General features: G+C 60.2%; 24 protein-coding genes and 1 pseudogene. 10 read left to right on the top strand and 15 right to left on the bottom strand.

All coding sequences use genetic code 11. The features are described 5' to 3' along the window. Positions 1-21: 21 nt before the first annotated feature. The 8 genes from QYH43_RS09730 to QYH43_RS09695 form a co-directional block, all read right to left on the bottom strand. Positions 22-972, bottom strand: a complete 951-nt coding sequence (locus QYH43_RS09730; protein ID WP_095056730.1) for a PDR/VanB family oxidoreductase — start codon at positions 970-972, stop codon at positions 22-24. Between the two features lie 403 nt (positions 973-1,375). Further along, positions 1,376-2,116, bottom strand: coding sequence for an SDR family NAD(P)-dependent oxidoreductase (locus tag QYH43_RS09725; protein ID WP_095151371.1), 741 nt, complete (start codon positions 2,114-2,116; stop codon positions 1,376-1,378). Positions 2,117-2,126: 10 nt separating this feature from the next. Further along, positions 2,127-2,627: an aromatic-ring-hydroxylating dioxygenase subunit beta gene (locus tag QYH43_RS09720; RefSeq protein ID WP_301156942.1), complete on the bottom strand. Its 501-nt coding sequence runs from the start codon at positions 2,625-2,627 to the stop codon at positions 2,127-2,129. Beyond that, positions 2,624-3,907: an aromatic ring-hydroxylating dioxygenase subunit alpha gene (locus tag QYH43_RS09715; protein ID WP_301156941.1), complete on the bottom strand. Its 1,284-nt coding sequence runs from the start codon at positions 3,905-3,907 to the stop codon at positions 2,624-2,626. The genes QYH43_RS09720 and QYH43_RS09715 overlap by 4 nt, the downstream gene beginning before the upstream one ends. A 23-nt stretch (positions 3,908-3,930) precedes the next feature. Further along, positions 3,931-5,079: an amidase gene (locus QYH43_RS09710; protein ID WP_095056734.1), complete on the bottom strand. Its 1,149-nt coding sequence runs from the start codon at positions 5,077-5,079 to the stop codon at positions 3,931-3,933. Continuing rightward, positions 5,076-5,546, bottom strand: coding sequence for a nuclear transport factor 2 family protein (locus QYH43_RS09705; RefSeq protein WP_095056735.1), 471 nt, complete (start codon positions 5,544-5,546; stop codon positions 5,076-5,078). The genes QYH43_RS09710 and QYH43_RS09705 overlap by 4 nt, the downstream gene beginning before the upstream one ends. Positions 5,547-5,549: 3 nt before the next feature. Continuing rightward, a complete protein-coding gene (locus tag QYH43_RS09700) occupies positions 5,550-5,921 on the bottom strand; it encodes a hypothetical protein (RefSeq protein ID WP_053161170.1) in 372 nt (123 codons plus the stop codon). 37 nt (positions 5,922-5,958) lie between these two features. Beyond that, positions 5,959-7,122, bottom strand: a complete 1,164-nt coding sequence (locus tag QYH43_RS09695) for an acyl-CoA dehydrogenase family protein (RefSeq protein WP_095056736.1) — start codon at positions 7,120-7,122, stop codon at positions 5,959-5,961. A 352-nt stretch (positions 7,123-7,474) separates the two neighbouring features. Here QYH43_RS09695 and QYH43_RS09690 point away from each other — a divergent pair, with 352 nt between their 5' ends. From QYH43_RS09690 to QYH43_RS09665, 6 genes are all read left to right on the top strand, one after another. Next, positions 7,475-8,947, top strand: a complete 1,473-nt coding sequence (locus QYH43_RS09690; RefSeq protein ID WP_095056737.1) for a nitrogen regulation protein NR(II) — start codon at positions 7,475-7,477, stop codon at positions 8,945-8,947. 330 nt (positions 8,948-9,277) lie between these two features. After that, positions 9,278-10,426 (top strand): amine dehydrogenase large subunit, encoded by a 1,149-nt coding sequence (locus QYH43_RS09685; protein ID WP_095056738.1) that lies wholly within the window; start codon positions 9,278-9,280, stop codon positions 10,424-10,426. A gap of 11 nt (positions 10,427-10,437) precedes the next feature. Beyond that, positions 10,438-10,977 (top strand): MauE/DoxX family redox-associated membrane protein, encoded by a 540-nt coding sequence (locus QYH43_RS09680; protein ID WP_301156940.1) that lies wholly within the window; start codon positions 10,438-10,440, stop codon positions 10,975-10,977. A gap of 5 nt (positions 10,978-10,982) precedes the next feature. Then, positions 10,983-11,609: a methylamine dehydrogenase accessory protein MauD gene (mauD, locus tag QYH43_RS09675; RefSeq protein ID WP_301156939.1), complete on the top strand. Its 627-nt coding sequence runs from the start codon at positions 10,983-10,985 to the stop codon at positions 11,607-11,609. Between the two features lie 18 nt (positions 11,610-11,627). After that, complete coding sequence (locus QYH43_RS09670) at positions 11,628-12,149, top strand: methylamine dehydrogenase light chain (protein ID WP_008050506.1); 522 nt, start codon at positions 11,628-11,630, stop codon at positions 12,147-12,149. 251 nt (positions 12,150-12,400) lie between these two features. After that, positions 12,401-12,922, top strand: coding sequence for a cytochrome C (locus QYH43_RS09665; protein ID WP_301156938.1), 522 nt, complete (start codon positions 12,401-12,403; stop codon positions 12,920-12,922). 42 nt (positions 12,923-12,964) lie between these two features. On the opposite strand, the gene QYH43_RS09660 is transcribed toward QYH43_RS09665, so the two are convergent. Then, positions 12,965-13,921 (bottom strand): threonine dehydratase, encoded by a 957-nt coding sequence (locus QYH43_RS09660; RefSeq protein ID WP_301156937.1) that lies wholly within the window; start codon positions 13,919-13,921, stop codon positions 12,965-12,967. Positions 13,922-14,025: 104 nt separating this feature from the next. On the opposite strand from QYH43_RS09660, the gene QYH43_RS09655 reads away from it, so the two are divergent. Further along, positions 14,026-14,838 carry a helix-turn-helix transcriptional regulator gene (locus QYH43_RS09655; RefSeq protein ID WP_301156936.1) on the top strand — a complete coding sequence of 271 codons (813 nt, stop codon included), beginning with the start codon at positions 14,026-14,028 and terminating at the stop codon, positions 14,836-14,838. On the opposite strand, the gene arsJ is transcribed toward QYH43_RS09655, so the two are convergent. The 4 genes from arsJ to QYH43_RS09635 form a co-directional block, all read right to left on the bottom strand. Further along, positions 14,835-16,076: an organoarsenical effux MFS transporter ArsJ gene (gene arsJ, locus QYH43_RS09650; RefSeq protein ID WP_095056744.1), complete on the bottom strand. Its 1,242-nt coding sequence runs from the start codon at positions 16,074-16,076 to the stop codon at positions 14,835-14,837. The two genes, QYH43_RS09655 and arsJ, sit on opposite strands and share 4 nt — an antisense overlap. Positions 16,077-16,085: 9 nt before the next feature. Next, complete coding sequence (locus QYH43_RS09645) at positions 16,086-17,090, bottom strand: ArsJ-associated glyceraldehyde-3-phosphate dehydrogenase (protein WP_095056745.1); 1,005 nt, start codon at positions 17,088-17,090, stop codon at positions 16,086-16,088. A 75-nt stretch (positions 17,091-17,165) separates the two neighbouring features. Next, positions 17,166-17,537, bottom strand: coding sequence for a metalloregulator ArsR/SmtB family transcription factor (locus QYH43_RS09640; RefSeq protein WP_095056928.1), 372 nt, complete (start codon positions 17,535-17,537; stop codon positions 17,166-17,168). Between the two features lie 215 nt (positions 17,538-17,752). Then, positions 17,753-18,655: a universal stress protein gene (locus tag QYH43_RS09635; protein ID WP_095056746.1), complete on the bottom strand. Its 903-nt coding sequence runs from the start codon at positions 18,653-18,655 to the stop codon at positions 17,753-17,755. Positions 18,656-19,084: 429 nt separating this feature from the next. On the opposite strand from QYH43_RS09635, the gene QYH43_RS09630 reads away from it, so the two are divergent. Further along, positions 19,085-19,360, top strand: a complete 276-nt coding sequence (locus QYH43_RS09630) for a hypothetical protein (RefSeq protein ID WP_095056747.1) — start codon at positions 19,085-19,087, stop codon at positions 19,358-19,360. A 40-nt stretch (positions 19,361-19,400) separates the two neighbouring features. Next, entirely contained in the window at positions 19,401-20,309 is a 909-nt protein-coding gene (locus QYH43_RS09625; RefSeq protein WP_095056748.1) for an alpha/beta hydrolase, read from the top strand. Positions 20,310-20,396: 87 nt separating this feature from the next. On the opposite strand, the pseudogene QYH43_RS09620 reads toward QYH43_RS09625, so the two are convergent. Beyond that, a pseudogene (locus QYH43_RS09620) lies at positions 20,397-20,789 on the bottom strand (zinc-binding dehydrogenase); the annotation flags it as partial. On the opposite strand from QYH43_RS09620, the gene QYH43_RS09615 reads away from it, so the two are divergent. Beyond that, on the top strand, positions 20,736-21,668 hold the full coding sequence (locus QYH43_RS09615; protein WP_095056749.1) for a LysR family transcriptional regulator: 933 nt from the start codon (positions 20,736-20,738) through the stop codon (positions 21,666-21,668). The pseudogene QYH43_RS09620 and the gene QYH43_RS09615 sit on opposite strands and share 54 nt — an antisense overlap. Before the next feature lie 160 nt (positions 21,669-21,828). On the opposite strand, the gene QYH43_RS09610 is transcribed toward QYH43_RS09615, so the two are convergent. After that, positions 21,829-22,731 carry a LysR substrate-binding domain-containing protein gene (locus QYH43_RS09610; protein WP_095056750.1) on the bottom strand — a complete coding sequence of 301 codons (903 nt, stop codon included), beginning with the start codon at positions 22,729-22,731 and terminating at the stop codon, positions 21,829-21,831. Positions 22,732-22,894 lie beyond the last annotated feature (163 nt).

Raw genomic sequence — 22,894 nt, 5'->3', positions numbered from 1 at the left:
GCTTTCCAGTGAACTTTCGGTTTAAAGGTCCAGTACCAGACGAGCGGAAAGCGCCCGTGATACACACGCGCAAATCTGCTTGTTGGAGGCCTTTTCCTTGTTCGACAAACAGTTGTCGCGGTGCTCCGGCAAACCGTCCAGCACCTCGACGATGCAGGTGCCACAGATACCTTCGCGGCACTCGGTGTCGATGTCGCAGCCATGGGCCTGCAACACGTCGACCAGGCTGGTGTTGGCCGGTACTTGCAGCACCACGCCGGAACTGGCCAGTTCGACTTCGAACGTGCCGGCCGGGGCGCTGTTGGCGGCCGGGTCTGCAGCGAAGTGCTCAAGGTGAATGGCATCATCCGAGCGACTGCGGGACGCCACTTCCACCACTTTGTTCATGAACGGTGCCGGGCCGCAGGTGTAGACGTGGGCCGCCGCATTGGCGCGGTTCAGGCATTCGCTCAATGCGCCGTCCAGATCGGCAGGTTCCACGCCGTAGTGAAACTCTACGTTATCCGCGAAGTTCGTCGCCAACAGTTCGGTAAACGCCGCGTACTGCGCCGAGCGGGCGAAATAGTGCAGGCGATACGGTTGGCCGCTTTCCGCCAGTTTGTAGGCCATGCTCAGCAGCGGCGTGACGCCGATACCGGCGGCGAACAGCACGTGCTCGCTGGCCGTTTCATCGAGACGGAACAGGTTGCGCGGTGCACCCATTTCCAGCTCCATGCCCTCTTCCACTTGCTCGTGCAAGGCCAGCGAGCCACCCCGCGACTGCGCTTCTTTCTTCACCGCCACCAGATAGGCGCGGCGATCCTGTGGCGGGCTGCACAGCGAATACTGGCGGGTCACCCCGGTCGGCCCGGTCAGGTCGACGTGGGCACCCGGTTCATAGGTGTCGAGCGGCTGGCCGTCACTGCGCACGAGGCGAAAGGAACGGATATCCAGCGCTTCGTCGACGATCCTTTCGATTTTCACCTTCATCATGGCATCACCTGAATACAAATTTTTCGTTTAACACAGCCCCCTGTAGGAGCTGGCTTGCCGGCGATGGCGGTCTTGATTACTGCATCGCCAATCCGGGTGCCATCGCCAGCAAGCCGGCTCCTACAGAGGGCCCATCTGCCACAAATCTCACTCATCCCGGGCCCTTGTAGGAGCTGGCTTGCCAGCGATGGCGGTCTTGATTACTGCATCGCCAATCCGGGCGCCATCGCCGGCAAGCCGGCTCCTACAGAGGGCCCATCTGCCACAAATCTCACTCATCCCGGGCCCTTGTAGGAGCTGGCTTGCCGGCGATGGCGGTCTTGATTACTGCATCGCCAGTCCGGGCGCCATCGCCGGCAAGCCGGCTCCTACAGGGTTATTTGTCCTGCCATAAAATCTGCTGTCAGCGCATGAACAAGCCGCCGTTGACGTCCAGGCACGCGCCGCTTACGGAGTTCGCGTTGTCGGCGATCAGCAGCAATACGCTGTCGGCGATGAACGTCGGGTCACCGAGGGTGCCGGACGGGATCATTTTCAGGATCTGTTCCAGACGCTCCGGGGCCACACTTTCACGCACTATCGGCAAATCCAGCGGACCTGGGGAGATGCTGTTGACCGTCACCCCTTGCGGTGTCAGCTCGCGGGCGAAGACCTTGGTCAACGTTGCCACGCCACCCTTGGCCGCCGCGTAATGCGCGCCGGTGGCGGTGCCGCCGTTCTGCCCGGCCAGCGACGCGATGTTGACGATGCGACCGAAGCCACGCTCGGCAAAGTGCGCGCCGAACACCTGGCAGGCGACAAAAGTGCCGCGCAGGTTGATCGCCATCGACTCGTCGAACTCTTCCGGCGTGATGTCCATCAGCGCCGCGACTTTCGACACACCGGCGTTGTTCACCAGAATGTCGGTGCCGCCCCACTGCTCAGTGAGCAGGTCGCGAGCACGCTGGAAGTCGGCTTTGCTGCGCACATCCAGCTCGATGGCGACAGCGGTAGCGCCGCTGCCATCCAGTTCGGCGGCCAGTTGCTGCACGCCATCGAGGCGCACATCCGCCAGGCCGACGCGATAACCCGCTGCGTGCAGACGACGGGCGATGCACTCGCCCAGTCCGCGCGAGGCACCCGTTACAAGGGCTACTCGACTCATGATGTTGTCCTCACAAAAGGAAGCCGAGCGCGCTCAGGCTGTCCGTGGAGTTGATCAGCCGCACCACTTTGCGCTCCAGGGTCGGCACGCCATAGGTGAAGCGAATGCGGTGGTTCAAGTCGGCCACGAACGGCGTGTGCACGCCGCGCTTGTAGGCGTACAGCACCTGCGCCGAGTTGACTTCGACGATGTCGCCCGCCGCTTCCACCAGGCGGAAACGCGAGATGGTGCGAATGGTCTTCGCCGCGTCGACGGCCGACGGCGAGTAGCCGGCGGTCAGGCGTTCGATGCGCAGATCACGCATGCGCGCATCGTCGTAGGCGTAGTTCAGGGTCGCTTCGAAATCTTCGGTGTCCGGGTCGATCGGCACGATGTACTTGCCGCTTTCGCTCCACAAGGTCGCCCATTCGGCGTAGTTCTTGTGGTCGAGCAGTTCGGCTTCGCGCCAGATGAATTCGATGGCCTGGGCCAACTGGCCGGAAAAACCGTTCAGGGTGTCTTGATTGCTCATTGGCTCATCATCCTTTTCCACATGTCGTAGGCACCGCGCATGCCGCCTTCGTCGGTGGCGTGGCTGACCTTGTCGCCGTTTTCAGCGGTGATTTCGCGGTTCAGGCCGCGGTTGACCAGGATTGGTGCGTTGACGCCGGCATACGAGCCGCGCTGTACGCGGTCCCAGGCTTCGGCATCGTCAGGGCTGCCGAAACCGAACGGGCCCTGGAAGTGTTCGTGGATGCGCATGCGTTCGCGGTTGGCGATTTCCGGGCCGCCGTCCATGCCGAGCGCCACGTGACGGATCTCGGTTTCGGTGACCGACACCGGGCGCAGTACGCGGAAGAACGACATCGACATCGCCACGTTCGGGAACAGGTTCAGGTTGAAACCGGCGCCGTGCAGCGAGCGCACGATGCGACGGACCTGATCGGCCGGCAGGGTTTTCGACAGTTCTTCAGTGACGTGTGCGAAACGCTCCTGCAACTGTTCGGTGCCGTCGTCGTGATCGAGATCGACGTGCTCAGGCACCATGACCATCACGCTGTGGCCGTTGCCCAGGGAGTGGGTCACGGCTTGTTCGTCGGTCATGAACGAGAGCATTTCCGAGGTTTCTTCATCCACCGACGACATGAACGACTTGTGCACGATCGGGAAGTGGTAACCGTCGGTGGTGTTTTCCAACTGGATCTTCCAGTTGCCCTTGAAGCTGAACTTGTGTTCGCCCTGGGTCTTGATCGGGTAACCGGCGCCCTGTTTCATGAACAGGTCCATCCAGTGTTTCGCGCCGCCGAGGAAGTCTTCCAGCGGTTCGATGTCGTCGTTGTAGCTGGCGAAGACCATGCCGGCGTAGCTTTCGACGCGCAGGCTGGTCAGCGGCAACTCGGATTTCTCCAGGATGCCTTCGTAGCCATCCGGATACGGCAACGCACGCAGCTTGCCGTCCAGGCCATAGGACCAGCTGTGGTACGGGCAGGTGAAACCGGTGGCGTTGCCCTTGTGCTTCTCGCACACGGTGGCGCCACGGTGACGGCAACGGTTTTCCAGCACGTTGATGTTGTTCTTCTTGTCGCGCACGACGATCACCGGGCGACGGCCGATCATGGCGGTCTTGAAGTCGCCGCTGTTGCGCACTTCGCTTTCGTGGGCAACCCACACCCAGGTGCGGTAGAAAATCTTGTCCAGCTCGACTTCGAACAGCGCCGGGTCGTTGTACAGCGAGACGTCGACGCGGTCATGCTGGACCAGGTCTTCGGGGCTTTTCGACGATGCGATCAGCTGATATTCATGAGTGCTCATGCGGTTCTCCTCATGGCTTCTTTTTATGATTTGGTTTTAGCAGCCGGTCGTTGACCGGCCATGCTGAGTTGCAGCTGCGCACCGAAGGCGCAGACGAGTTCGTCCTGACCTTTACGGCCAACGATTTGCAGGCCGACGTTCAATCCGCCGCAATCGAGTTCCACCGGCACCGTCAGGGCCGGATGACCGCTGAGGTTGAATGGCCGCACCAGCGGGGTCATGCCGGCCACGGCTTTGCTACCGGCGCGGGCCTCGCTGAGGGTCGGCGGCAGGGTCGGCATCGTCGGCAGCAGCAACACCGCAAAGTCTTCCAGCGCCGCATCCACTTGTTGGGTGAACGCTGTGCGCACGGCTTCGGCCTGGGCCAGGTCTTCGCGGGTGGTACGGCCGGCCGCCAGCAAACGTGTTTCCACATCCGCGCCGATCAAGCCTTTACCGGTCAGGTGACCGAAGGCCGCCCAGTTTTCAAAATTGATCACGGTCAGGCCGGCGGCGAACGCTGCTTCGAACTCGCTTAGATGCAGGTTGCCGCGACGCCATCCGGCGCGGTCGGCGGCGGCACCCAGGCAAGCTTGCAGGTGCGGGTCGCAGCCCACGTCCAGAAAGGCGACCTTGGCACCGGCACCCGGCAGGCCCTGCATTTCAAAGCCCGGGCAAATCACCTGCATCGCGGCAATCAGGTCGCCCATGGATCTGGCGAACGGACCGACGCAATCGAGGCTCGATTCCAATGGATGGGCACCGACACGGCTGACACGGCCATAAGTCGGCTTCAGCCCGGCAATCCCACAGCACGCCGCCGGCACCCGCACCGAACCACCGGTGTCGGTGCCGATGGCGATGTCTGCCAAGCCCGCCGCGACCGCCGCAGCCGAACCGCTGGACGAACCACCCGGCACGCGATCCGGTGCTTGCGGGTTGATCGGCGTACCGGTGAAGTCGTTGATGCCGGTGACGCCGAACGCCAGTTCATGCAGGTTGGTCTTGCCGACGATCTGCCAGCCAGCGTCGAGGATCGCATCAACCACTTCGGCGTTTTTCGTCGCGGCCGGTGCATCGGCAAACGCACGGCTGCCCGAACGGGTCGGATAACCGGCGATGTCGATGGAATCCTTGATCGCAACGCGTTTGCCATTGCCACCGAGGAGGAATTCGCTGATGAACGTACTCATGCGCTCAACTCCGTATTGAACAGACGCTGCGTACGGAAATGCGCGATCAGCCAGACGCCGTCGACACAACGAAAATCGATGTTCAGGCGGGTGCCGAACAACTCGTTGCGTCCATCGGCGTAAGTGGAAACCTGCTGCATGATCCATTGCCCTTGCGCAGCCTTGCCGTCGACCACAATCGATTCGCTGGTGAGGTAATGCAGGTTCAGCTTGAAGTGGTCGGACGGCGGCAGGTAACCACCGACAAACGCCGCCACTGCTTCACGCCCTTGATGCTGACCGAAGGTCTGTGCGGTCTGGGTGCCGAGGCCTTCCCAGATCGCATCTTCGGTGAACAACTGCGCCAACTGGCTTTGATGAATCGCCGCCCGCGGCACGTCGCACAGGTCCATGTAGCACGCCATCAAGCGGCGCACGGCACTCTCCCCTTCAAGCGTCGCCAGACGCTGCAGCAAGGCCTCGTTCATGGCTTACACCTTGGCCGCATCAGGAATGGTCAGCGGGCGACCGATGCGCGCTTCGATCTTGGCGTAGCGCCACAGGCTGTACTGGCCGACCGGCGTGGTGCGGAACAGGTTGCAGGCGTCGATCACCGACTGGTGGCAGTCAACGTCGGCCATGATGTACACGGTCCACGGCGAGGTGGTGGACGGGCCGACCATCAGACGGTCGTCGTCCATCGCGCCGAGCACGTTAATGCCGGGCATCGCGCCGAGATCGCCCATCATCTGGCTGAAGCCTTTCCACACGCTCAAGCCTTCGCCGGTAGGCAGGTCGAAAAAATTCTGGGTGATGCCGATGCAGAAGACGACGCGCAACGGTTCCTGGGTAGCTTGGGACATGCTGTTGATCCTTGAAAAAGTGAAAAATGAATAGGGTTCAGATGTAGCCCGGGAACGGCTGGACGCCGAGGAACACCGAGCCGGCGCCGTCGTACAGGCCTTCGCTGAGGAACGCGTGCTGGGTCACCACCATCGAGTCGCGCAGGTAGCGTTGCAGCGGATGGCGCAGGTAAATGGCGGTGGTGCCCGCCAGGCTGTAGGCGCTTTGCACGACTTCGGCACCGGCCTGGGACACGTGAATCGCAGACAGGCGCAACAGGCTGGTCTGCTCTGGCGTGACCGGGTTGCCGGCAACGATCGAGTTCCACACCTGTTCGGTGGCGTTGTAGAAGAAACCGCGTGCGGCGCTGAGCTTGGCTTCAGCCTTGGCGATCTCGATGCGCACGTAGGCGCGGTCGGACAATTTCGGCGCGCCGGTAATGCCGCTGCCGCCAGCCATACGGCTGATTTCGTCGAGGGCCGCACGGGCCAGGCCGAGGTTGACCACTGCCAGCACTTGCGCGGCGTAGGCGATCGACGGGTAGCGGAACAGCGGTTCGTCGATGGTCGAGGCACCGCCACGGATGAAGGTCCAGCGCTCATCAACGTGTTGATCGGTCACGCGCAAGTCATGGCTGCCGGTGCCTTTGAGGCCGACCACTTCCCAGTTCTCGACGATGTCGACCTGCGCCGGACGAAACACTGCGGTGCGTGGCTTGCCGCCGGCAGCGCCGATGCCAACGCCCAACAGGTCCGCGCCTTTGCAGCCGCTGGCGAATTTCCAGGTGCCATTGACCTGATAGCCGCCTTCTACGGCCTCGGCCGGTTGCAAGGGGAACAGGCCGCCAGCGAATACGAGATCAGGGCTTTCGGCGTAGAGCTCAGCCAGGGTTTCCCGTGGCAAGGCGGCGAGATAAACTCCGGCGCTGCCGAAGCTGGCCACCCAGCCTGCCGAGCCGTCGGCTTCGGAGATGCGTTCGATCATTTCCAGGAACAGTGCCGGTGCCAGGGCGTCACCGCCGAAGCATTTCGGCGTGGCGGCGCGATAGATGCCGACCTGCTTGAAACGCTCGATCATGTCCCGCGGTACGTGGGAACCTTCGTCGAATTCATTGCGACGCTGGCGAACTTCTTCCAGTACCTGCGCAAAGGCTTGGCTGTCGACGACATTCTCGTCAACGCCAATCAGTGCGTCTTGTTGCGCAACCGCTGAACGCAGCATGGGGCATTCTCCGTTTTGATTATTGTTAGTGGGCTGAACCGGTATCTTCTGTAGGAGCGAGCTCGCTCGCGAAAAAGTCTGAACAACGCGGTCATTCAGACAGGACGCGTTTTCGTTGACGTCCATCGCGAGCAAGCTCGCTCCTACAGGTAGCCGTTTCGTAGCCTTTGCATTGCGGTCCAGTGTAAAAACCGAGTCCGGCCGCAACTATTGGTGCGTGCAGCCCCCCGGCTAAAGAAAACCCCTAGTTCGACGCCGGTTACCTCTGAGCGCATCCCCATGCGCGAGCGGGTATAAAAAGCCATACTTCTGACTTCACCGGTCGGACCCCTCTGCCGCCAAGGGCTGTGCGATGTATTTGCCAAAACCGAACGACTTTTATGCGCTGATCGAAGCCATGCCGCTGTGCATCATTCTTCACGATGCGCACACCAAGGAAATTCTCTGGGCCAACGCTGCCGCCCTGGCGGCGCTGGGCTTCACCCTGGAAGAACTGACGCCGCTCAAAGCCCCGGACATGACTCGCAACGCACCCAAGTACCGCCGTTCAGTGGGTCTCCGCTGGCTGGAAGGCGCCGCGCGCACGGGCCAACGGGCCATCGAGTGGTGCTATCGGTCCAAGCAAGGCGTGGAGATTCTGTCCGAGGCGGTGGCGACGCTGGTGCACCTGGACGGTCGCGATGTACTGATGGTGCAGTTCCGCGACATCTCCAAGGAAGACAAGGTCAAGCGCGACCTCAAACGGTTCGAAAGCCGACTCACGGCCTTCATGCAAGACCTGGCCGAAGGCGTGGCCGTACTCGGGCCAGAGGGCGATATCCGTTTTATCAGCGACTCCGGCGCGCTCCTGCTCAACAGTGAAGTGCGTGAGTTGATGGGTAAAAACTTCCTGGCCTGGTGCGACGATGCTTCGCGCCGGCGCCTGCTGCAACAGCTTGCCAACGAGACACCGGAACACGCGCCGTTCAGCGTCCACTATAAATTGCAGCGACGTGACGGCCAGTGGCGCTGGCATCACGCAACGTGCCGCTACATCGAGATCGAAGACGATCTGGTCGGTCACCTGCTGTTGTTCCGCGATGTCACTGAACAGGTGCAGGCAGAAGAAGCACGGCGGGTCAGCGAGCAGAAGATCGAATACCTGGCGCGCTACAACGCCATGGGCGAAATGGCCGTGGCCATCGCCCATGAACTGAGTCAGCCGTTGGCGGCGACCCGTAACTTTATTGAAGGGGCCGTGATTCGCCTGAGCAAATCAGCCGATGCCGACCAAGGCGTGGCCTGGGGTTTGCAGAATGCGGTGCGGCAAATCGAGCACGCCTCTGTGATTATCAAGAGCGTGCGTGATTACGTGGTCAAGCTTGAGCAATCGGAGGAACTGGTCGACCTTAACGAGCTGCTGCGTGAAACCCGCTACTTCATCAGCCTGCGCGCCGATCCGAGCCTGGTGCGCGTGGAGATCGTGCCCTCGCCCGTGCCGCTCCGTGTGAGCTGCGAGAAAGTGCTGATCGGCCAGGTAATCCTCAACCTGGCGTTCAATGCCATCGAAGAAATGGCCGACCTGCCGACCGAGCGGCGCTTGTTGCGCATTCAGGCCAGTGCCGACAACGGCGTGGCGCTGGTGCGGATTGAAGACAGCGGCCGAGGCATTCAGGCCGCGGCGCAAGAGAAACTGTTCGACGGCTTCTTTTCGTCCAAGGTCAGCGGCAACGGGATCGGGCTGGCGCTGTGCAAGAACATCATCGGCCGCCACCGCGGTGATATCTGGGCGCAAAACCAGGAGCCGTGTGGCGCGGTGTTCAGCTTTTCCCTTCCCCTCGTCTGACACCCCCCTTTTTGACATACACATTCCCTGTGGCGAGGGAGCTTGCTCCCGCTGGGTCGCGAAGCGGCCCCTGAATTTCCCCAATCACACCTTGCTGGCAGGTTTTGCGGCTGCTGCGCAGCCGAGCGGGAGCAAGCTCCCTCGCCACAAATGCTCCTTTGCCCCCCGCCTTATCAGCTTGTGCAGCCACTTTCATGACACTGGCACAGACACACAAACACTTGGCAGGCAGCGCAATTCACCCGGTCGCCGCTCAAGGCAGAATCAAACGGTAAAAATCTGCCAAAGCATCCGCGATCCGCGTTACCAACAATTCAGGAAGTTCCCCTTATGCGAACAAACAGGATCTCCGTACAGTCAGCGCTAGGCCTGAGCCTGCTTGTACTCGGTTTGAACAGTGCCCGTGCGGATCTGCCCGCCGGTACGATTGGCCAGACCGTTCTGGCGTTCCCGCCCGAAGCTCACCGCGCATTCGTTGTCGACGTCGAGTTCGACAGCTTCGTGGCTGGCCGCGTGACCGTTGTCGATCCGGACCAGAAACGCATTCTCGGCATGGTACCGACCGGTTTCGCCGCACCATCGGCCCTGAGCCATGACAAGAAAACCCTCTTCGCCGCCGATATCTGGTATTCGCGCGGTACTCGCGGTACTCGCACCGACGTGCTGACTGCCTGGGATACTTCGACCCTGTCGCCGGCCTGGGAAGTGCTGATCCCGAACAAGCGTGCCGAGTCGCTGACCCAGCGTTACTCGCTCAAACCAAGCGGCGACGACAAGTTCGTCTACGTCTACAACTTCACCCCGTCGACGTCGGTGACCGTGGTCGATACCCAGGCCAAGGCCGTTGCCACGGAAATCGCCATCCCCGGTTGCGTGCTCAACTACCCAATCGGCAACCGCCGCTTCGCCTCGCTGTGCGGCGATGGCAGCCTGCAGGTGGTGACCCTCAACGATCAGGGCCAGGAAACCGCGCGCAGCCGCACGCCGTTCTTTGATCCGAACGCAGAAAAACTGGTCGAGCGCGCCGTCAATGTCGGCGACACCTACTACTTCACCACCACGACCGGCACCGTGCGCCCGGTGGATTTCGCCGGTGATGCACCGAAAATCCTGCCGTCCTGGTCGCTGATCACTGACGAAGAAAAGAAAGCCGGTTGGGCCCCGGGTGGCTGGCAGCTGATGGCCGTGTCGCCGAAGCTGAACCGCTTGTACGTGCTGATGCACGACGCCCACGAAGCCATGAAATGGGAAGACCCGAGCCCGCTGATCTGGGCGTTTGATCTCAAGACTCACCAGAAAGTCGCGACCCTCGAAGCACCGGTGCCGGTGTGGAGCATGCAGGCGACCGGCGATGACAAACCGCTGCTGCTGGGCACCGACGTCGAAGGCGGCTTGCAGATCTTCGACCTGAAGACCAACAAGCTCACGGGCAGCATGCCGAAAGTCGCCAAAACCGCGACTCAGGTCATGAGCTACTAAGAGGTTCGGCCATGCACATAGATCCGATCTTCATCATTGCCAGCGCCGTCGCCATTGCGGTGTTGCTGGCCAGTGCCGCGACCCACAAGGTGCGCGCACCGGCCCGCTTCAGGAAGCAATTGGCGGACTACCAACTGTTGCCCGAAGTGCTGGTACGCCCGAGCGCGCGGTTGATTCCATGGATGGAACTGGCCATCGCGTTTGCCCTGCTGGTGCCGGTCAGTCGTGGCTACGCCGCAGTAAGCGCCGCCAGCCTGCTGGCGCTGTACGCCGCGGCCATCGGCATCAACCTGTGGCGCGGTCGCGCAGACATCGACTGCGGTTGCGCCGGGCCTGATCAGGCGCAACCACTGCGCCCGGTCCTGCTGCTGCGCAACAGCGCACTGGTAGCGCTGGCACTGGTTGCCAGCCTGGCGCCGGTCGCCCGCGACCTCAACGTATTCGATGGCTTCGTGACCCTGGCTGCGGCCGCGGTGGCACTGCTCATCTACGCCGCGGCCGATGGCCTGCTGGCGAACTCCCCTCTTCTGCTCAAATTGATTGGTAGGTAACTCAAATGGAAGGCTTGATAGTTTCCAACGTTCTGCTCTGGGTGCTGCTGGTGGCCGTGGCGTTTGTCGTCATGGGCCTGGTTCGTCAGATTGGCGTGCTCCACGGTCGCCTGGCCCCGGCCGGTGCGCTGATGGTCGACAAAGGTGTGGCCGTCAACGAAGCCGCGCCGCAAGTCACCGCTTCCGACCGAAATGGCCGCCCGGTGAACTTCGGCTATGCCGGTGAAAAATCACAGCTGCTGTTCTTCCTCTCGCCAACCTGCCCGATCTGCAAATCGCTGCTGCCGGCGATCAAATCCATCGCCAAGGAACAGGCCGGTACGCTCGACGTGGTATTCGTCAGCGACGGCGATATGGATGCCCAGCAAGCGCTGATCCGCGAGCACAAACTCGAAGACGCCACCTACGTGGTCGGCCCGGAAGTGGGCATGACCTACCAGATCGGCAAGCTGCCGTACGCCGCGCTGATCGATAAGTCCGGCACCCTGCGCGCCAAAGGCCTGGTCAACTCTCGCGAGCACCTGGACAGCCTGTTCGAAGTCGAGCATTTGAAGCACGCCACGCTGCAGCAGTACCTCAATGCGCAACCGCACGCCCACGATCACGACCACGGCCACGGCCATAGCCACTGATAAGGCAGGGAGACCTTTATGAAACTGCTGGATCTGTTGTTTGAGCGTTCGTCCCGCCGTGTCGCCGACACCACTTCGCGCCGCAAATTGCTGGCGCGCATGGGTTCGCTGATGGTCGCCGGTGCCGCCCTGCCCCTGCTGCTGCCGCTGGACCGCACCAGCAAAGCCCTTGCCGCAGAGCCGGCACAGGCGGGTGATCCGGGTGATCCGAACAGCTGCGACTACTGGCGCTACTGCTCCATCGACGGCTTTCTGTGCAGCTGCTGCGGCGGATCGGTGACGTCCTGCCCTCCGGGCACAGAAGCCTCGCAAGTGACCTGGATCGGCACCTGCCGCAACCCGGCCGACGGCAAGGACTACATCATTTCGTACAACGACTGCTGCGGTAAGCAAAGCTGCGCCCAGTGCGCCTGCACCCGTAACGACAGTGAAGAACCGGCCTATCGCCCGTTCAACAACAACGATGTGAACTGGTGCCTGGCCGCCAAATCGCACATCTATCACTGCACTGTTTCGGTCATCCGCGGCGTCGCCGTTTAAACGCGCACTTTCCGCCGGTTGCTCACGCAATCGGCGGTTTTTTTTATCGGTCAATAACAGTCAACTGTGGCGAGGGAGCTTGCTCCCGCTGGAGTGCGCAGCGCTCCCAAAAGCTGCGCTTGCCTTAACTCTGGCAAATGGTTTTGGGGCTGCTTCGCAACCCAGCGGGAGCAAGCTCCCTCGCCACAGGGTGCAATTTCTTTCAAGCTGACTTTTTTCTTTATCGGCCACAACAACAAGAGAGGCCCTTCATGCGCACGTTGCTACTCCTCGGTCTCGTCTGCACGCTGACCGCCCCGCTCGCTTTCGCCCGTGCCATTCCCAATCCGGCGCAGGGCCATGCGCCGGGTAACGAAGAAGTCCAGAAGCCGATCGCCCAGGCCGGTTACAGCAATACCGTGAATTACCAGTTGCAATGCGCCGGTTGCCATCTGGACGATGGCAGCGGTTCTGCCGCCAACGACACGCCGCGGATGAAGGGTTTTGTCGGCAACTTCCTGAAAGTCCCCGGCGGCCGCGAATTCCTCGTGCGTGTTCCCGGCATGTCGCAATCGGCGCTGAACAACGCGCAACTTGCCGACCTGCTCAACTGGTTGATGCGCGAAGACGGCATGGCCGGCAGCAGCCGACCTGCGGACTACCAGCCTTACACCGCTGAAGAAGTCACGACATTGCGCGCCAAGACCATGCTCAACCTACCCGGCACCCGTGGCGAGTTGATCAAAGCCATGCGTGCCCAGGGCATCGACATCAATGACGGTATGAATTACTGACCATCGCGAGCAAGCTCGCTCCTACAGGATCAGGGGCCTCAATCACGCGATCACTGTTGCATAGACCGATCGATCAACATTTCCCCCGGACAGAATCACCCCCACCTTTTTGCCCTGCATCGTTTCACGCTCCTGGATCAGCGCAGCCAAGGCCGCCGCGCCCGCCCCTTCGGCGAGGTTGTGGGTGTCGGTGTAATACACGCACATGGCCTCGGCGATCTGCGCGTCAGTGACCGAGACGATCCGCGCCGCGCCAGCGGCATAAACGGCAAACGCTTCGGGGATAGGTTTGCGCACGGCCAGACCGTCAGCAAAGGTAGTGGCCGAAGCGGTTTCGCGGAGGCTACCCGCCTCGAACGATAGTTTTGCAGCCGCCGCCTCGCTGGACACCACCCCCACTACCTTTGTGCTCAAGCCCAACGCGTCGCGGGCGGCGATCACGCCACAAATCCCCGAGCCACAGCCAATCGGCACATAGACCGTGTCCAGGTCCGGCGCGGCCTTGAACAGCTCCAGCGCATAAGTCGCCACGCCTTTGACCAACTCGGTGTGAAATGGCGGAACCAGGTAGAGGTCATGCACTTGCGCCAGGCGTGCAGCCTCTTCACGGGCCTCATCGAAATCACGGCCATACTCGACCACCTCGCCGCCAAAACCGCGCATAGCCTTGTTCTTTTCGACCGAATTACCTTCCGGTACCACGATCAACGCTCTCAATCCCAGCGCGCTCGCCGCCAGTGCCAGACTCTGACCGTGATTGCCGCGAGTGGCGGTGACGATGCCTTTGACGTCTGGGTGCTCGCGCTTGAGCCAGTGCATGAAAGTAATGCCGCCGCGTACCTTGAAAGCACCCGTCGGTGTGTGGTTTTCGTGCTTGACCCACACCGCGCAACCCAACCGTTCGGCCAGCAAGGGCCAGGCGTACTGGGCGGTGGCAGGCATCACCTGGTAAACGTGGCGAGAAGCTTGTTCGATATCGTCGCGGGTCAGTCTGTGCATGAGAAGGTTCCCTGAAGTTTTGCCCAGTCTAGACTCGTCTGCCGCGTGGCGGCTTTCAAAAAACTGACCTGACTTTTGTGCTTCCACTTCACTACTATGCGGTTATGAGCCATCGAAACCATCCGCCACCACCGCTGCCCTCTGAACCGGTCCGCCGCATCGAGGCCGGGCCATGGGCGATTGAATTGCTGCCTGCCTCAGCCTACGCGACCCGTTATGTGGCCGCCCAATCGGCGATCGGCTTTGCCTTCGACAGCCAACGCGGCCGGCACGCTATCGGCAGTGACCGGGTGCTTCCCTTCGAGGCCATGCCCAATGGCCTGGCGTTCGTTCCTGCTGGTTGTGATGTTTTGTCCGAGTCGCCCAAGGGCGGTGAATACCTGCGGGTGATACGCACCGACGGCATTGCACTGGTGGGTGATCGCGCCTTCAACAATCGCCTCGACCCGCAAGCAACAACCCTCGCGCTGCAAATGCGCAGCGCGCTGTTGCGGGCCTCGGTTGAAGACGACTGGGAGGCGTGGGCGCTTGCTTTGTCTGAACGGGTAAACGCTAGCGACCCGTTGGCGACGCCGCCCCATGGCTCGATAACCGGTAACCGGATGCGCCTGCTCGATGAGTTCATCGACGCCGGCCTCGACAGTCCGCTGGGTGTATCGGCCATGGCGCAGTTGCTTGGATTGTCCGAAGGCTATTTCATCCGGGCCTTCAAGCACGCAACAGGCAAAAGTCCCCACAGCTACCTGATCGACCGCCGCCTCGCCAAGGCCCGCGCCTTGATGTGCGATTCGACCGCCAGCCTGTCGGCGATCGCCCACACCTGTGGTTTCAACTCTCAGGCGCACATGGCGACCACCTTCAAGCAACGCCTTGGCGTCAGTCCGGCGCAGTTGCGAGGTCACTCGAAGAGTTTTTAGCGCCTGGGTAACGGTAGATTGTTGCTAGGCGCATGACGCGGCAATGCGATCGAAATCAACGCTGCAAACAACACAAATGCACTCGATATCCATAAGCACGCTTGCAGTCCATACACCTGATAAACCCAACCGGAAAGCACCGTGCCGATCAAGCGCCCCATCGCGTTCGACATGTAATAGAAACCCACGTCCAGCGACACCCCGTCTTCCTTGGCATAGGACACGATCAAGTAACTGTGCAACGACGAATTCACCGCGAACAGCACGCCGAAAACCATCAATCCGCCGAGCAGCACAGCCTGTTGCGAAAGGCCGGTGTTCAGCCCTAGGGCGATTGCCGCAGGCAGGCCCGCCAGAGCAAGAGCCCAAAGAAATGCCGCACGACCATCGGGCACATGCCCACGTTTCTTGCCCGTGATGTTGGGCGCGAACGACTGCACGATGCCGTAGCCAATCACCCAGGCTGCAAGGAAGCCGCCAACCTTCCAGAAGTCCCAGCCGAAGACACTGCTCAGGTACACCGGCAACGCCACCACAAACCAGACATCGCGGGCGCCGAACAGAAACATACGCGCCGCCGAGAGGATATTGATCGCCCGGCTCTTGGAGAGAATGTCGCGAAACTTTGGCTTGGCTTTCGCTTTGCCCAGATCCTTCTTCAACAGGATCAAGCTGCCAACCCAGATCAACGCCAGTACGCCCGCCATGGCCAACAAGGCACCTTTGAAGCCGATCAAGGCCAGCAAGGCGCCGCCAAGAAAGAAGCCAACGCCCTTGAGTGCATTCTTCGAGCCGGTGAGGATCGCCACCCACTGGTAAAGCTTGCCCTGCTGCCCATCGGGGACCAGGAGCTTGATCGAGCTTTTGGCACTCATCTTGTTCAGGTCTTTGGCAATCCCCGACACCGCCTGAGCGCCCATCACCCAGGGGATGGTTAGCCAGGCCACCGGAACCGTGAGCATCAGCAGTGCCGCAACCTGGAGGCCCAGCCCGATGTTCATGGTTCGGTTCAGGCCCAGCCGGGCGCCGAGGTAGCCACCCACCAGGTTGGTGATCACACCAAAGAGTTCGTAGAACAGAAACAACGCCGCGATTTGCAGCGGGCTGTAGCCCAACGCGTGAAAGTGCAACACCACCAACATGCGCAAGGCGCCGTCGGTGAGGGTGAAGGCCCAGTAGTTGCCCGTCACGAGCAGGTACTGCCGCACTTGCGGCGCGAGGGCTGACAAGGCTTTCATGACCGCTCCTTAAACGGCCAGACCGACCATTTTGGCCAGCTCGACAGTGCGGTTGGCATAGCCCCACTCGTTGTCGTACCAGGCATAGAGTTTGACCTGGGTGCCGTTGATGACCATGGTCGACAGCGCATCGATGATCGATGAGCGCGGGTCGGTGCGGTAGTCGATGGACACCAGCGGGCGCTCCTCGAAACCGAGGATATCTTTCAGTTCATTCTCGGAAGCGTCCTTGAGGAACTGATTCACCTCTTCGACTGTGGTGGGACGCTCGACTTCAAAGACACAGTCCGTCAGCGAAGCGTTGGCCAACGGCACGCGCACGGCGTGACCGTTCAGGCGCCCACGCAGCTCCGGGAAAATTTCGGCAATAGCCGTGGCCGAGCCGGTGCTGGTCGGAATCAGGCTCATGCCTGAAGCACGTGCACGGCGCAGATCCTTGTGCGGTTGATCGAGAATGCTTTGGGTGTTGGTCAGGTCGTGAATGGTGGTGATGGAACCGTGGCGAATGCCCAGCTTCTCGTGGATGACTTTCACCACTGGCGCGAGGCAATTGGTGGTGCAGGAGGCGGCAGTGACGATGCGGTGCTGCGCCGGGTCAAACAGCTGATGGTTAACGCCCATCACCACGTTCAAGGCGCCTTGCTCCTTGACCGGCGCGCAGACCACCACACGTTTCACGCCTTGGTCTAGGTAAGCCTGAAGCACTGCGACGGTTTTCATCTTGCCGCTGGCTTCAATCACCAGATCGCAGCCCGACCAATCTGTGTCGGCAATCGCCTTGTTGGCCGTTACTTTGATCCGTTGACCGTCGATGATGACGCTGTCGCCCTCGGCGCTGGCTTCGTTGTTCCAGCGGCCATGCACCGAGTCGAAGTTGATCAGGTGGGCATGAGTCGCCGCGTCACCTGCTGGATCATTGATCTGCACGAATTCGAACTCTGGCCAGCTCCAGGCCGCTCGCAGAGCGAGTCGACCGATCCGGCCAAAACCATTGATGCCAACTTTGATAGTCATGTTGTTGTGCTCTGTATCTGTTGTCAGTGGGCGTTCGACTGGCTGTCGTACGGACCGGTGTATTCGATGCGGGGATCAGGTGATTTTGCTTTCACAGCACGCGGCTGCGCGTTCAGGGCGGTCGCCCATGTCATCAAGGCGTTTGGCATCAGGGCTCAACCAGTGCTTGTTGCTTTCCAGCACAGTGGTCAGCACGAGATGAACCCAATCGGGGAGATTCGGGTGCAGCCGGTAATACACCCATTGGCCTTGCCGCCGGTCCGACAACAGGCCGCAGGTGCGCAGTTGCGCCAGGTGCCGGGAGATTTTTGGCTGACTCTCGTTCAACGCGCAGGTCAGCTCGCAAACACACAGCTCGCCCTCACGGGTGATGAGCATCATCGTACGGACCCGAGTGTCGTCAGCCAGGCATTTGAAAACAGTGGTCGGCGTCAAAGGCTCAGCCATATCGAGGCCATGGGCTTTGCTGGTCAAGGTGAAGTCTCGCCTAATATACGGTTTGGCGAATATATGGTTATCCGCATATAAGGTAAAGAGGCAACGAACGACTAATCCATGAAGTCGATTGGCTGTCGTCCTGGAGATGGCGGGACAGAGGGCAGTCCCTCCCCCCGCCTCGATCGCAGCGACGCTATTGGCGAGTCATTTAATCGCCCATTTACTTACGGATCTGCAGCACCCGAAACGGCGAAAATGTTGCAGGGCACTTGATACAGCACATGCTCCGTCGTACTGCCCACCCATTTGCCCAGTCCCTTGCGATGGGCATTTCCCATGACGATCACATCGGCCCGGTGATGGGCTGCAAACTCGGCCAACGCTTTGCCCGGTGGCCCTTCAACGAAGTGTTGTCGCTCAAGGGGCACACCGTAGTGGTCGGCCAATGCGCTGAATGACTTTTGTAGCGACTTGCGCACATCGCTGCTGAAACCCGGCATCGTCACGGCCCCCGCGCCAGCGTCGGATAGATGCGTCTGCGACAGATCGTAGGCATGCAACAGATGCAACTCCGCGTTGCACTGCATGGACAACCCGTTCGCCGCCTGGATGATGCGGTCGTTGATGCCGGTGATCTGAGTCTCGGGGTGTGATGGATCGACTGCCGCCACGACCACCCGTGGCAGTGGGCACCTGACTTCGCTGACCAAGTGCACCGCCACTGGACATTCGCGCAACAGGTGCCAATCCAGGGGCGTGATGAAAACGCGTTTAAGCGCAGACTCGTGTTGCACGTCCTTGATCACCAGATCCGGCTGCATTTCTGCCACATGCCGAAGTATTTCTTGCAACGCGGTTCGCGTGACAAGCACTTCGGTACTCACCGTGACCCCGCGCCCGCGGATCAGATCGGCTTCATCCTTCAACCATTTTTCGTTCTCTTGCTGACAGGCCTCACGAAAACGCGCACCCGCACTCGTTAACTCCAAGAGGTGGGAGTCTTCGATGAACACCGTGATGTGCAGCGCCGCGCCCGTGGCCTCGGCAATGGCGACAGCTCGCTCCAACGCCGGGGTATGACGCATGGCGGGACCGACTATCAGAAAGAGTCGTTGATATTGGCTCATGTAACACCTCCAAACGTTCCGGGATATCCAGCGCCCCCAGCACTCTGGTCAGTCACGCCACCGACGATTGACTATCGCCTCAACTTTTTGGATCGACACTATCAATATACGCCTGGATACCATGGCGTGCCTGCCTTGTAGAGCACAGCTCCGGCGTGTTGCTGCGGCTGTTTAACCAGGCCATAACCAAAGGTAAACACATGCTGATTTAGTCAACCTTCAAACGGTGGGAGTATCGGCCACCATGATTTCGCGCCTGCGCTTGATCCGTCGCCAGTTGCGCCCTTCCTTCCCGAAATCAGAAGATTCGAACCAAGTTGCCCCGATATCAGCCCTTCAGATGGACCGGCGGGCAGGCACCTCGAGAGCAGACCTATACTGCCAAGTCATGTTGGGTCAGTGACAGCTTTGATCTCGAGGATAGGCGACATGGACCTTGATCAATTTGAAATGCTCCTCGGCGACATCTATGAGTCCGCCTGGTCAACGGCACACCGGAGCAAGGTGCTGAACCGGCTGGCGCAAATGACCGACTGCACAATTGCGCACCTGTATATTTCCGACCATCGCACCCGCAGGATCCTCGAGTCCTACTGTGGTGGGGATGAGCGGCCACTCAAAGAAAATGATATCGCTGTAGGTTCGCGTGGAAAATCGCATCCAGTAAACAAACATATAGCTTCGCAAATCGAGTTTCGGATATAGGTCTACGCTTCTCCATTTACACACACTTGGAGACACCGCGATGATCCGAGCCCTGCTGATCGCTTCCATGCTAGTTGCCGTCAGCTTTCCAGCGACTGCTGAAGTGACGCCATTCCCTTCATCGTTTCGGACGCAAGACATCGCAGTAGACGGTGCCAAAATCCATGTGCGCGTGGGCGGCAAAGGGCCGGCTGTCGTGATGCTGCACGGCTTCGGCGATACCGGTGATATGTGGGCGCCTTTAGCCGCCGACTTGGCCAAGGATCACACCGTTGTAGTGCCTGACCTCCGCGGCCTGGGCTTATCGTCTATTCCGGAGGGAGGCTACGACAAGAAAACCCAGGCGGGCGACGTTCGTGGGGTGTTGGCGGCGCTGGGCATCGAGAACGCGGTGATCATTGGCCACGACATAGGCACCATGGTCGCCTTTGCCTACGCCTCTCGCTATCCGCAACTGACCGATCAGTTGGTGGTGATGGACGCGCCTGTGCCGGGTATACCACCGTGGAACGACATTGTTCGCTCGCCAATGCTCTGGCACTTCGACTTTGGCGGCCCCGACGCCGAGCGCCTGGTGGCCGGCCGCGAGCGCATTTACCTCGACCGTTTCTGGAACGAATTCGCAGGTGACAGTGCCAAGGTCGATGAAGCCACCCGACAGCACTACGCCAAACTCTATGCCCGCCCTGGCACCATGCGCGCAGCCTTTGCCCAGTTTCGCAGCATTCGCCAGGATGCGGTGGACAACGAAGCGTCTATGAAGACAAAGCTGACCATGCCGGTGCTGGCCGTGGGCGGCGAAAAGTCCTTCGGCAACAACGAAGCGATCGTGATGCGCAATGCCGCAGACAACGTCAAGGAGCTGGTAATTCCGGGCGCAGGACATTGGCTGATGGAGGAAGCGCCCACTCAAATCATCCAGGCGATTCGCGATTTTATAACCCAGTGACGGAGTCTGAGTCTCGCCCGGCTCGACTCCGGAGTTGAATCTGCTGCGAGAGGCGAAAAAAGGCGCCGTATTGGCGCCTCAAAGTTATTAAGCGATTTTGATCACAACCTTTCCAAATGCTCCCCTCGCGAGATGCTCGTAAGCTTCTCGTGCTTTCTCGAACGGATATACCTGGTCGATCACGGGACGGATCTTGTATTCGTTGAGGAACGTATTCATCCGGTCGAACGATGAGCGCGGCGCTACAGCAATACCGCGAATGGTCGTCTGGCGAAAGATAAGTGGCATCAGATTGAGTTCAACGGTCTGGCCCGGCTGGATTTGTCCAAAGTCCACTAGCGAATACCAGGCCGTGAGCGCAGCAATAGGAAGTGTTGCGGCCTCTTCGTCGCTCATGTTGTCAGGTGCACCGACGGCGCTGTCCTCATGGATAATCATGTATTCGGCCAAACCACCGGGCAATGGCGAGCCGAAGCAGTACTTGCCGAACTCGGCAGCTTTACCAAAGCCGCAGAATCGCTGGACATCGGGCGACCTCAGGTCACTCGGTATATCCAGGAGTTGGAGAGGTCATTAGGTGTGCGCCTGTTCCAGCGCACCACGAGAAAGGTGGCACTCACCGCCGAAGGCGAGAGGTTCTATGAGCGGGTACAGGAAATTCTGGCGGGTATTTCTGCTGCGACCTCGATGTTCGACCGATCCGGAGCAACGCTCGCAGGCCGACTTCGCGTCGATATCCCGACCGCTTTCGCGCAAATGAAATTCATCAAAAGCCTTAAAGAATTCACCGCCTCCTACCCCGGTATCAACATGGTACTGGGCGTGACTGACCGGGCCGTCGATCTGATCGGTGAAGGCATCGACTGTGCGTTGCGTATCGGCGATCTATCGGATTCGACTTTGATTGCTCGCCCTATTGCGATGGCGACCATGGTGACGTGTGCAGCGCCCGAGTATCTGCACGAGCATGGTGAACCCGAAACACTCGACGATCTGGCCTCCCATCGTGGCGTTAACTTCTTGTCCGGTCAGAGCAACAGGACATTGCCTTGGCATTTCTCGGTAAAAGGTCAGGATCGCGCGTTTGTGAGTAACGCCGGCATCACCGTCACCGAGTCGAATGCGTACGTTCAGTGCGGGGTGTCGGGCTTCGGAATAATCCAGGCACCAGGAATCACCGTGGCCAAGCATTTGGACAGTCGCGGCTTGGTGGAAATTCTAAAGCCCTATCGACCAGCCCCTCGGCCTGTGTCATTGCTGTACCCAAGCCGGACGCATCTGGCGCCACAGGTTCAAGTTTTTATTGAGTGGCTGCGAGAGCGTTTTCCGCAGCTTCATTCTGACTGGCTGAAACCATAGCGATCATTGAACCAGTTCCGTGAGCGCCTGCTCTGGGCCGGCTGCAGCCCTTCGAAACAGGCAGCAACCAGTCAAACGCAGCCACTCAAGACGCCTAAAAATCCAAAGGTCGTTCAGCTTTGTGCTGAACCACGTGAATGTTAAACCGCCCCGACAACGCTTACGGGTAGGCCGGGACTGTCTTTGCCTGCTCGATCAGCCAATCGATGAGCAACGCTATCTCAGGGACATCGCGACTCTCTTCGTTGCAGATACAGAAATAATCCATCCCCGTCGGCACTTTCAGTGCAAAGGGCTGCACCAGGCGGCCCTCGTCCAAATCGCGTAATGAATTGATCTCGTCGCTGAGTGCAACACCATAGCCATCTCGCGCCGCCTGCAGGGCAATGCCGAAATCTTCCAGATGAACATCGGCATCACCTGGGTAAGGCAAGCGCGCCTCAAGTAGCCAGCGCCGCCATTGAGCGCCATCATCCTCATGCAACAGGCGGTGGTGAACAAGGTCGGACGGCTGCTTGAGCGCACGCGGGCCGCGCAGCAATTGCGGGCTGCAGACGGGAAACATATGCAGGCTTTGCAGTGGCCGCCACCAAAACCCCTCCCACGTCGGAGCGTCGTAGAGCACGGCGATATCGGCCCTGCGCCAGTCCACTTCGCTGATGTCGTCGGCAGTAATGACGCGCAGGTGAATGTGCGGATGTTCTGCACGGAAGGCGAACAACTTCGGCATCAGCCAGGCCGCGCCAAAAATCGGTTCCGTGGAAACGGTCAGGACTTTCGTCACCGGCTCCTGGAAGTACGCCTCGGAAATCTGTCGCACCCCTTCGGTGATCTCGCCGATGCCGCGGGCTACCGAGCGTTGTAGCGCCAGGCCTCGCTCGGTCAGCACCAAGTGGCGGCCCTGCTTGTAGAAAAGATCGATGCCGAGTGAGCCCTGTAACGCTCTTATCTGCTGACTGACAGCCCCGGCGGTGACATGCAGCTCAGCGGCAGCCGCACCGACATGGCCCAGCCTTGCAACACATTCAAATACGCGAAACGCATGGAGCGGAGGTAAGGGCATGCGGGCCAACCGTTTAGTTTTTCTACCTGTTTTACTGTCAGTTTATATAGATTGATTGGAATTCGAGCAACCGCAACAATTCATCCGGAGCCAGGCCAAAAACAATAATTCAAAAGGTGAGAAATTGATCAAGCACAAACTCCCCCGTTCGCTCCTCGCTACG

Source organism: Pseudomonas sp. C32, from assembly GCF_030417915.1.
GTDB lineage: Bacteria > Pseudomonadota > Gammaproteobacteria > Pseudomonadales > Pseudomonadaceae > Aquipseudomonas.
Note: the sequence above shows the minus strand (reverse complement) of the source record. Positions and strands in the feature narration are given on the sequence as shown.

What these genes read in the sequence shown, in the direction of transcription:
- QYH43_RS09645 (WP_095056745.1), bottom strand. Translation starts at nt 17,090, where the DNA reads ATGACTATCAAAGTTGGCATCAATGGTTTTGGCCGGATCGGTCGACTC.
- QYH43_RS09630 (WP_095056747.1), top strand. Translation starts at nt 19,085, where the DNA reads ATGGACCTTGATCAATTTGAAATGCTCCTCGGCGACATCTATGAGTCC.
- QYH43_RS09670 (WP_008050506.1), top strand. Translation starts at nt 11,628, where the DNA reads ATGAAACTGCTGGATCTGTTGTTTGAGCGTTCGTCCCGCCGTGTCGCC.
- QYH43_RS09730 (WP_095056730.1), bottom strand. Translation starts at nt 972, where the DNA reads ATGATGAAGGTGAAAATCGAAAGGATCGTCGACGAAGCGCTGGATATC.
- QYH43_RS09715 (WP_301156941.1), bottom strand. Translation starts at nt 3,907, where the DNA reads ATGAGCACTCATGAATATCAGCTGATCGCATCGTCGAAAAGCCCCGAA.
- QYH43_RS09625 (WP_095056748.1), top strand. Translation starts at nt 19,401, where the DNA reads ATGATCCGAGCCCTGCTGATCGCTTCCATGCTAGTTGCCGTCAGCTTT.
- QYH43_RS09635 (WP_095056746.1), bottom strand. Translation starts at nt 18,655, where the DNA reads ATGAGCCAATATCAACGACTCTTTCTGATAGTCGGTCCCGCCATGCGT.
- arsJ (WP_095056744.1), bottom strand. Translation starts at nt 16,076, where the DNA reads ATGAAAGCCTTGTCAGCCCTCGCGCCGCAAGTGCGGCAGTACCTGCTC.
- QYH43_RS09640 (WP_095056928.1), bottom strand. Translation starts at nt 17,537, where the DNA reads ATGGCTGAGCCTTTGACGCCGACCACTGTTTTCAAATGCCTGGCTGAC.
- QYH43_RS09725 (WP_095151371.1), bottom strand. Translation starts at nt 2,116, where the DNA reads ATGAGTCGAGTAGCCCTTGTAACGGGTGCCTCGCGCGGACTGGGCGAG.
- QYH43_RS09615 (WP_095056749.1), top strand. Translation starts at nt 20,736, where the DNA reads ATGGATAATCATGTATTCGGCCAAACCACCGGGCAATGGCGAGCCGAA.
- QYH43_RS09720 (WP_301156942.1), bottom strand. Translation starts at nt 2,627, where the DNA reads ATGAGCAATCAAGACACCCTGAACGGTTTTTCCGGCCAGTTGGCCCAG.
- QYH43_RS09700 (WP_053161170.1), bottom strand. Translation starts at nt 5,921, where the DNA reads ATGTCCCAAGCTACCCAGGAACCGTTGCGCGTCGTCTTCTGCATCGGC.
- QYH43_RS09660 (WP_301156937.1), bottom strand. Translation starts at nt 13,921, where the DNA reads ATGCACAGACTGACCCGCGACGATATCGAACAAGCTTCTCGCCACGTT.
- QYH43_RS09710 (WP_095056734.1), bottom strand. Translation starts at nt 5,079, where the DNA reads ATGAGTACGTTCATCAGCGAATTCCTCCTCGGTGGCAATGGCAAACGC.
- QYH43_RS09680 (WP_301156940.1), top strand. Translation starts at nt 10,438, where the DNA reads ATGCACATAGATCCGATCTTCATCATTGCCAGCGCCGTCGCCATTGCG.
- QYH43_RS09610 (WP_095056750.1), bottom strand. Translation starts at nt 22,731, where the DNA reads ATGCCCTTACCTCCGCTCCATGCGTTTCGCGTATTTGAATGTGTTGCA.
- QYH43_RS09705 (WP_095056735.1), bottom strand. Translation starts at nt 5,546, where the DNA reads ATGAACGAGGCCTTGCTGCAGCGTCTGGCGACGCTTGAAGGGGAGAGT.
- QYH43_RS09690 (WP_095056737.1), top strand. Translation starts at nt 7,475, where the DNA reads ATGTATTTGCCAAAACCGAACGACTTTTATGCGCTGATCGAAGCCATG.
- mauD (WP_301156939.1), top strand. Translation starts at nt 10,983, where the DNA reads ATGGAAGGCTTGATAGTTTCCAACGTTCTGCTCTGGGTGCTGCTGGTG.
- QYH43_RS09665 (WP_301156938.1), top strand. Translation starts at nt 12,401, where the DNA reads ATGCGCACGTTGCTACTCCTCGGTCTCGTCTGCACGCTGACCGCCCCG.
- QYH43_RS09695 (WP_095056736.1), bottom strand. Translation starts at nt 7,122, where the DNA reads ATGCTGCGTTCAGCGGTTGCGCAACAAGACGCACTGATTGGCGTTGAC.
- QYH43_RS09655 (WP_301156936.1), top strand. Translation starts at nt 14,026, where the DNA reads ATGAGCCATCGAAACCATCCGCCACCACCGCTGCCCTCTGAACCGGTC.
- QYH43_RS09685 (WP_095056738.1), top strand. Translation starts at nt 9,278, where the DNA reads ATGCGAACAAACAGGATCTCCGTACAGTCAGCGCTAGGCCTGAGCCTG.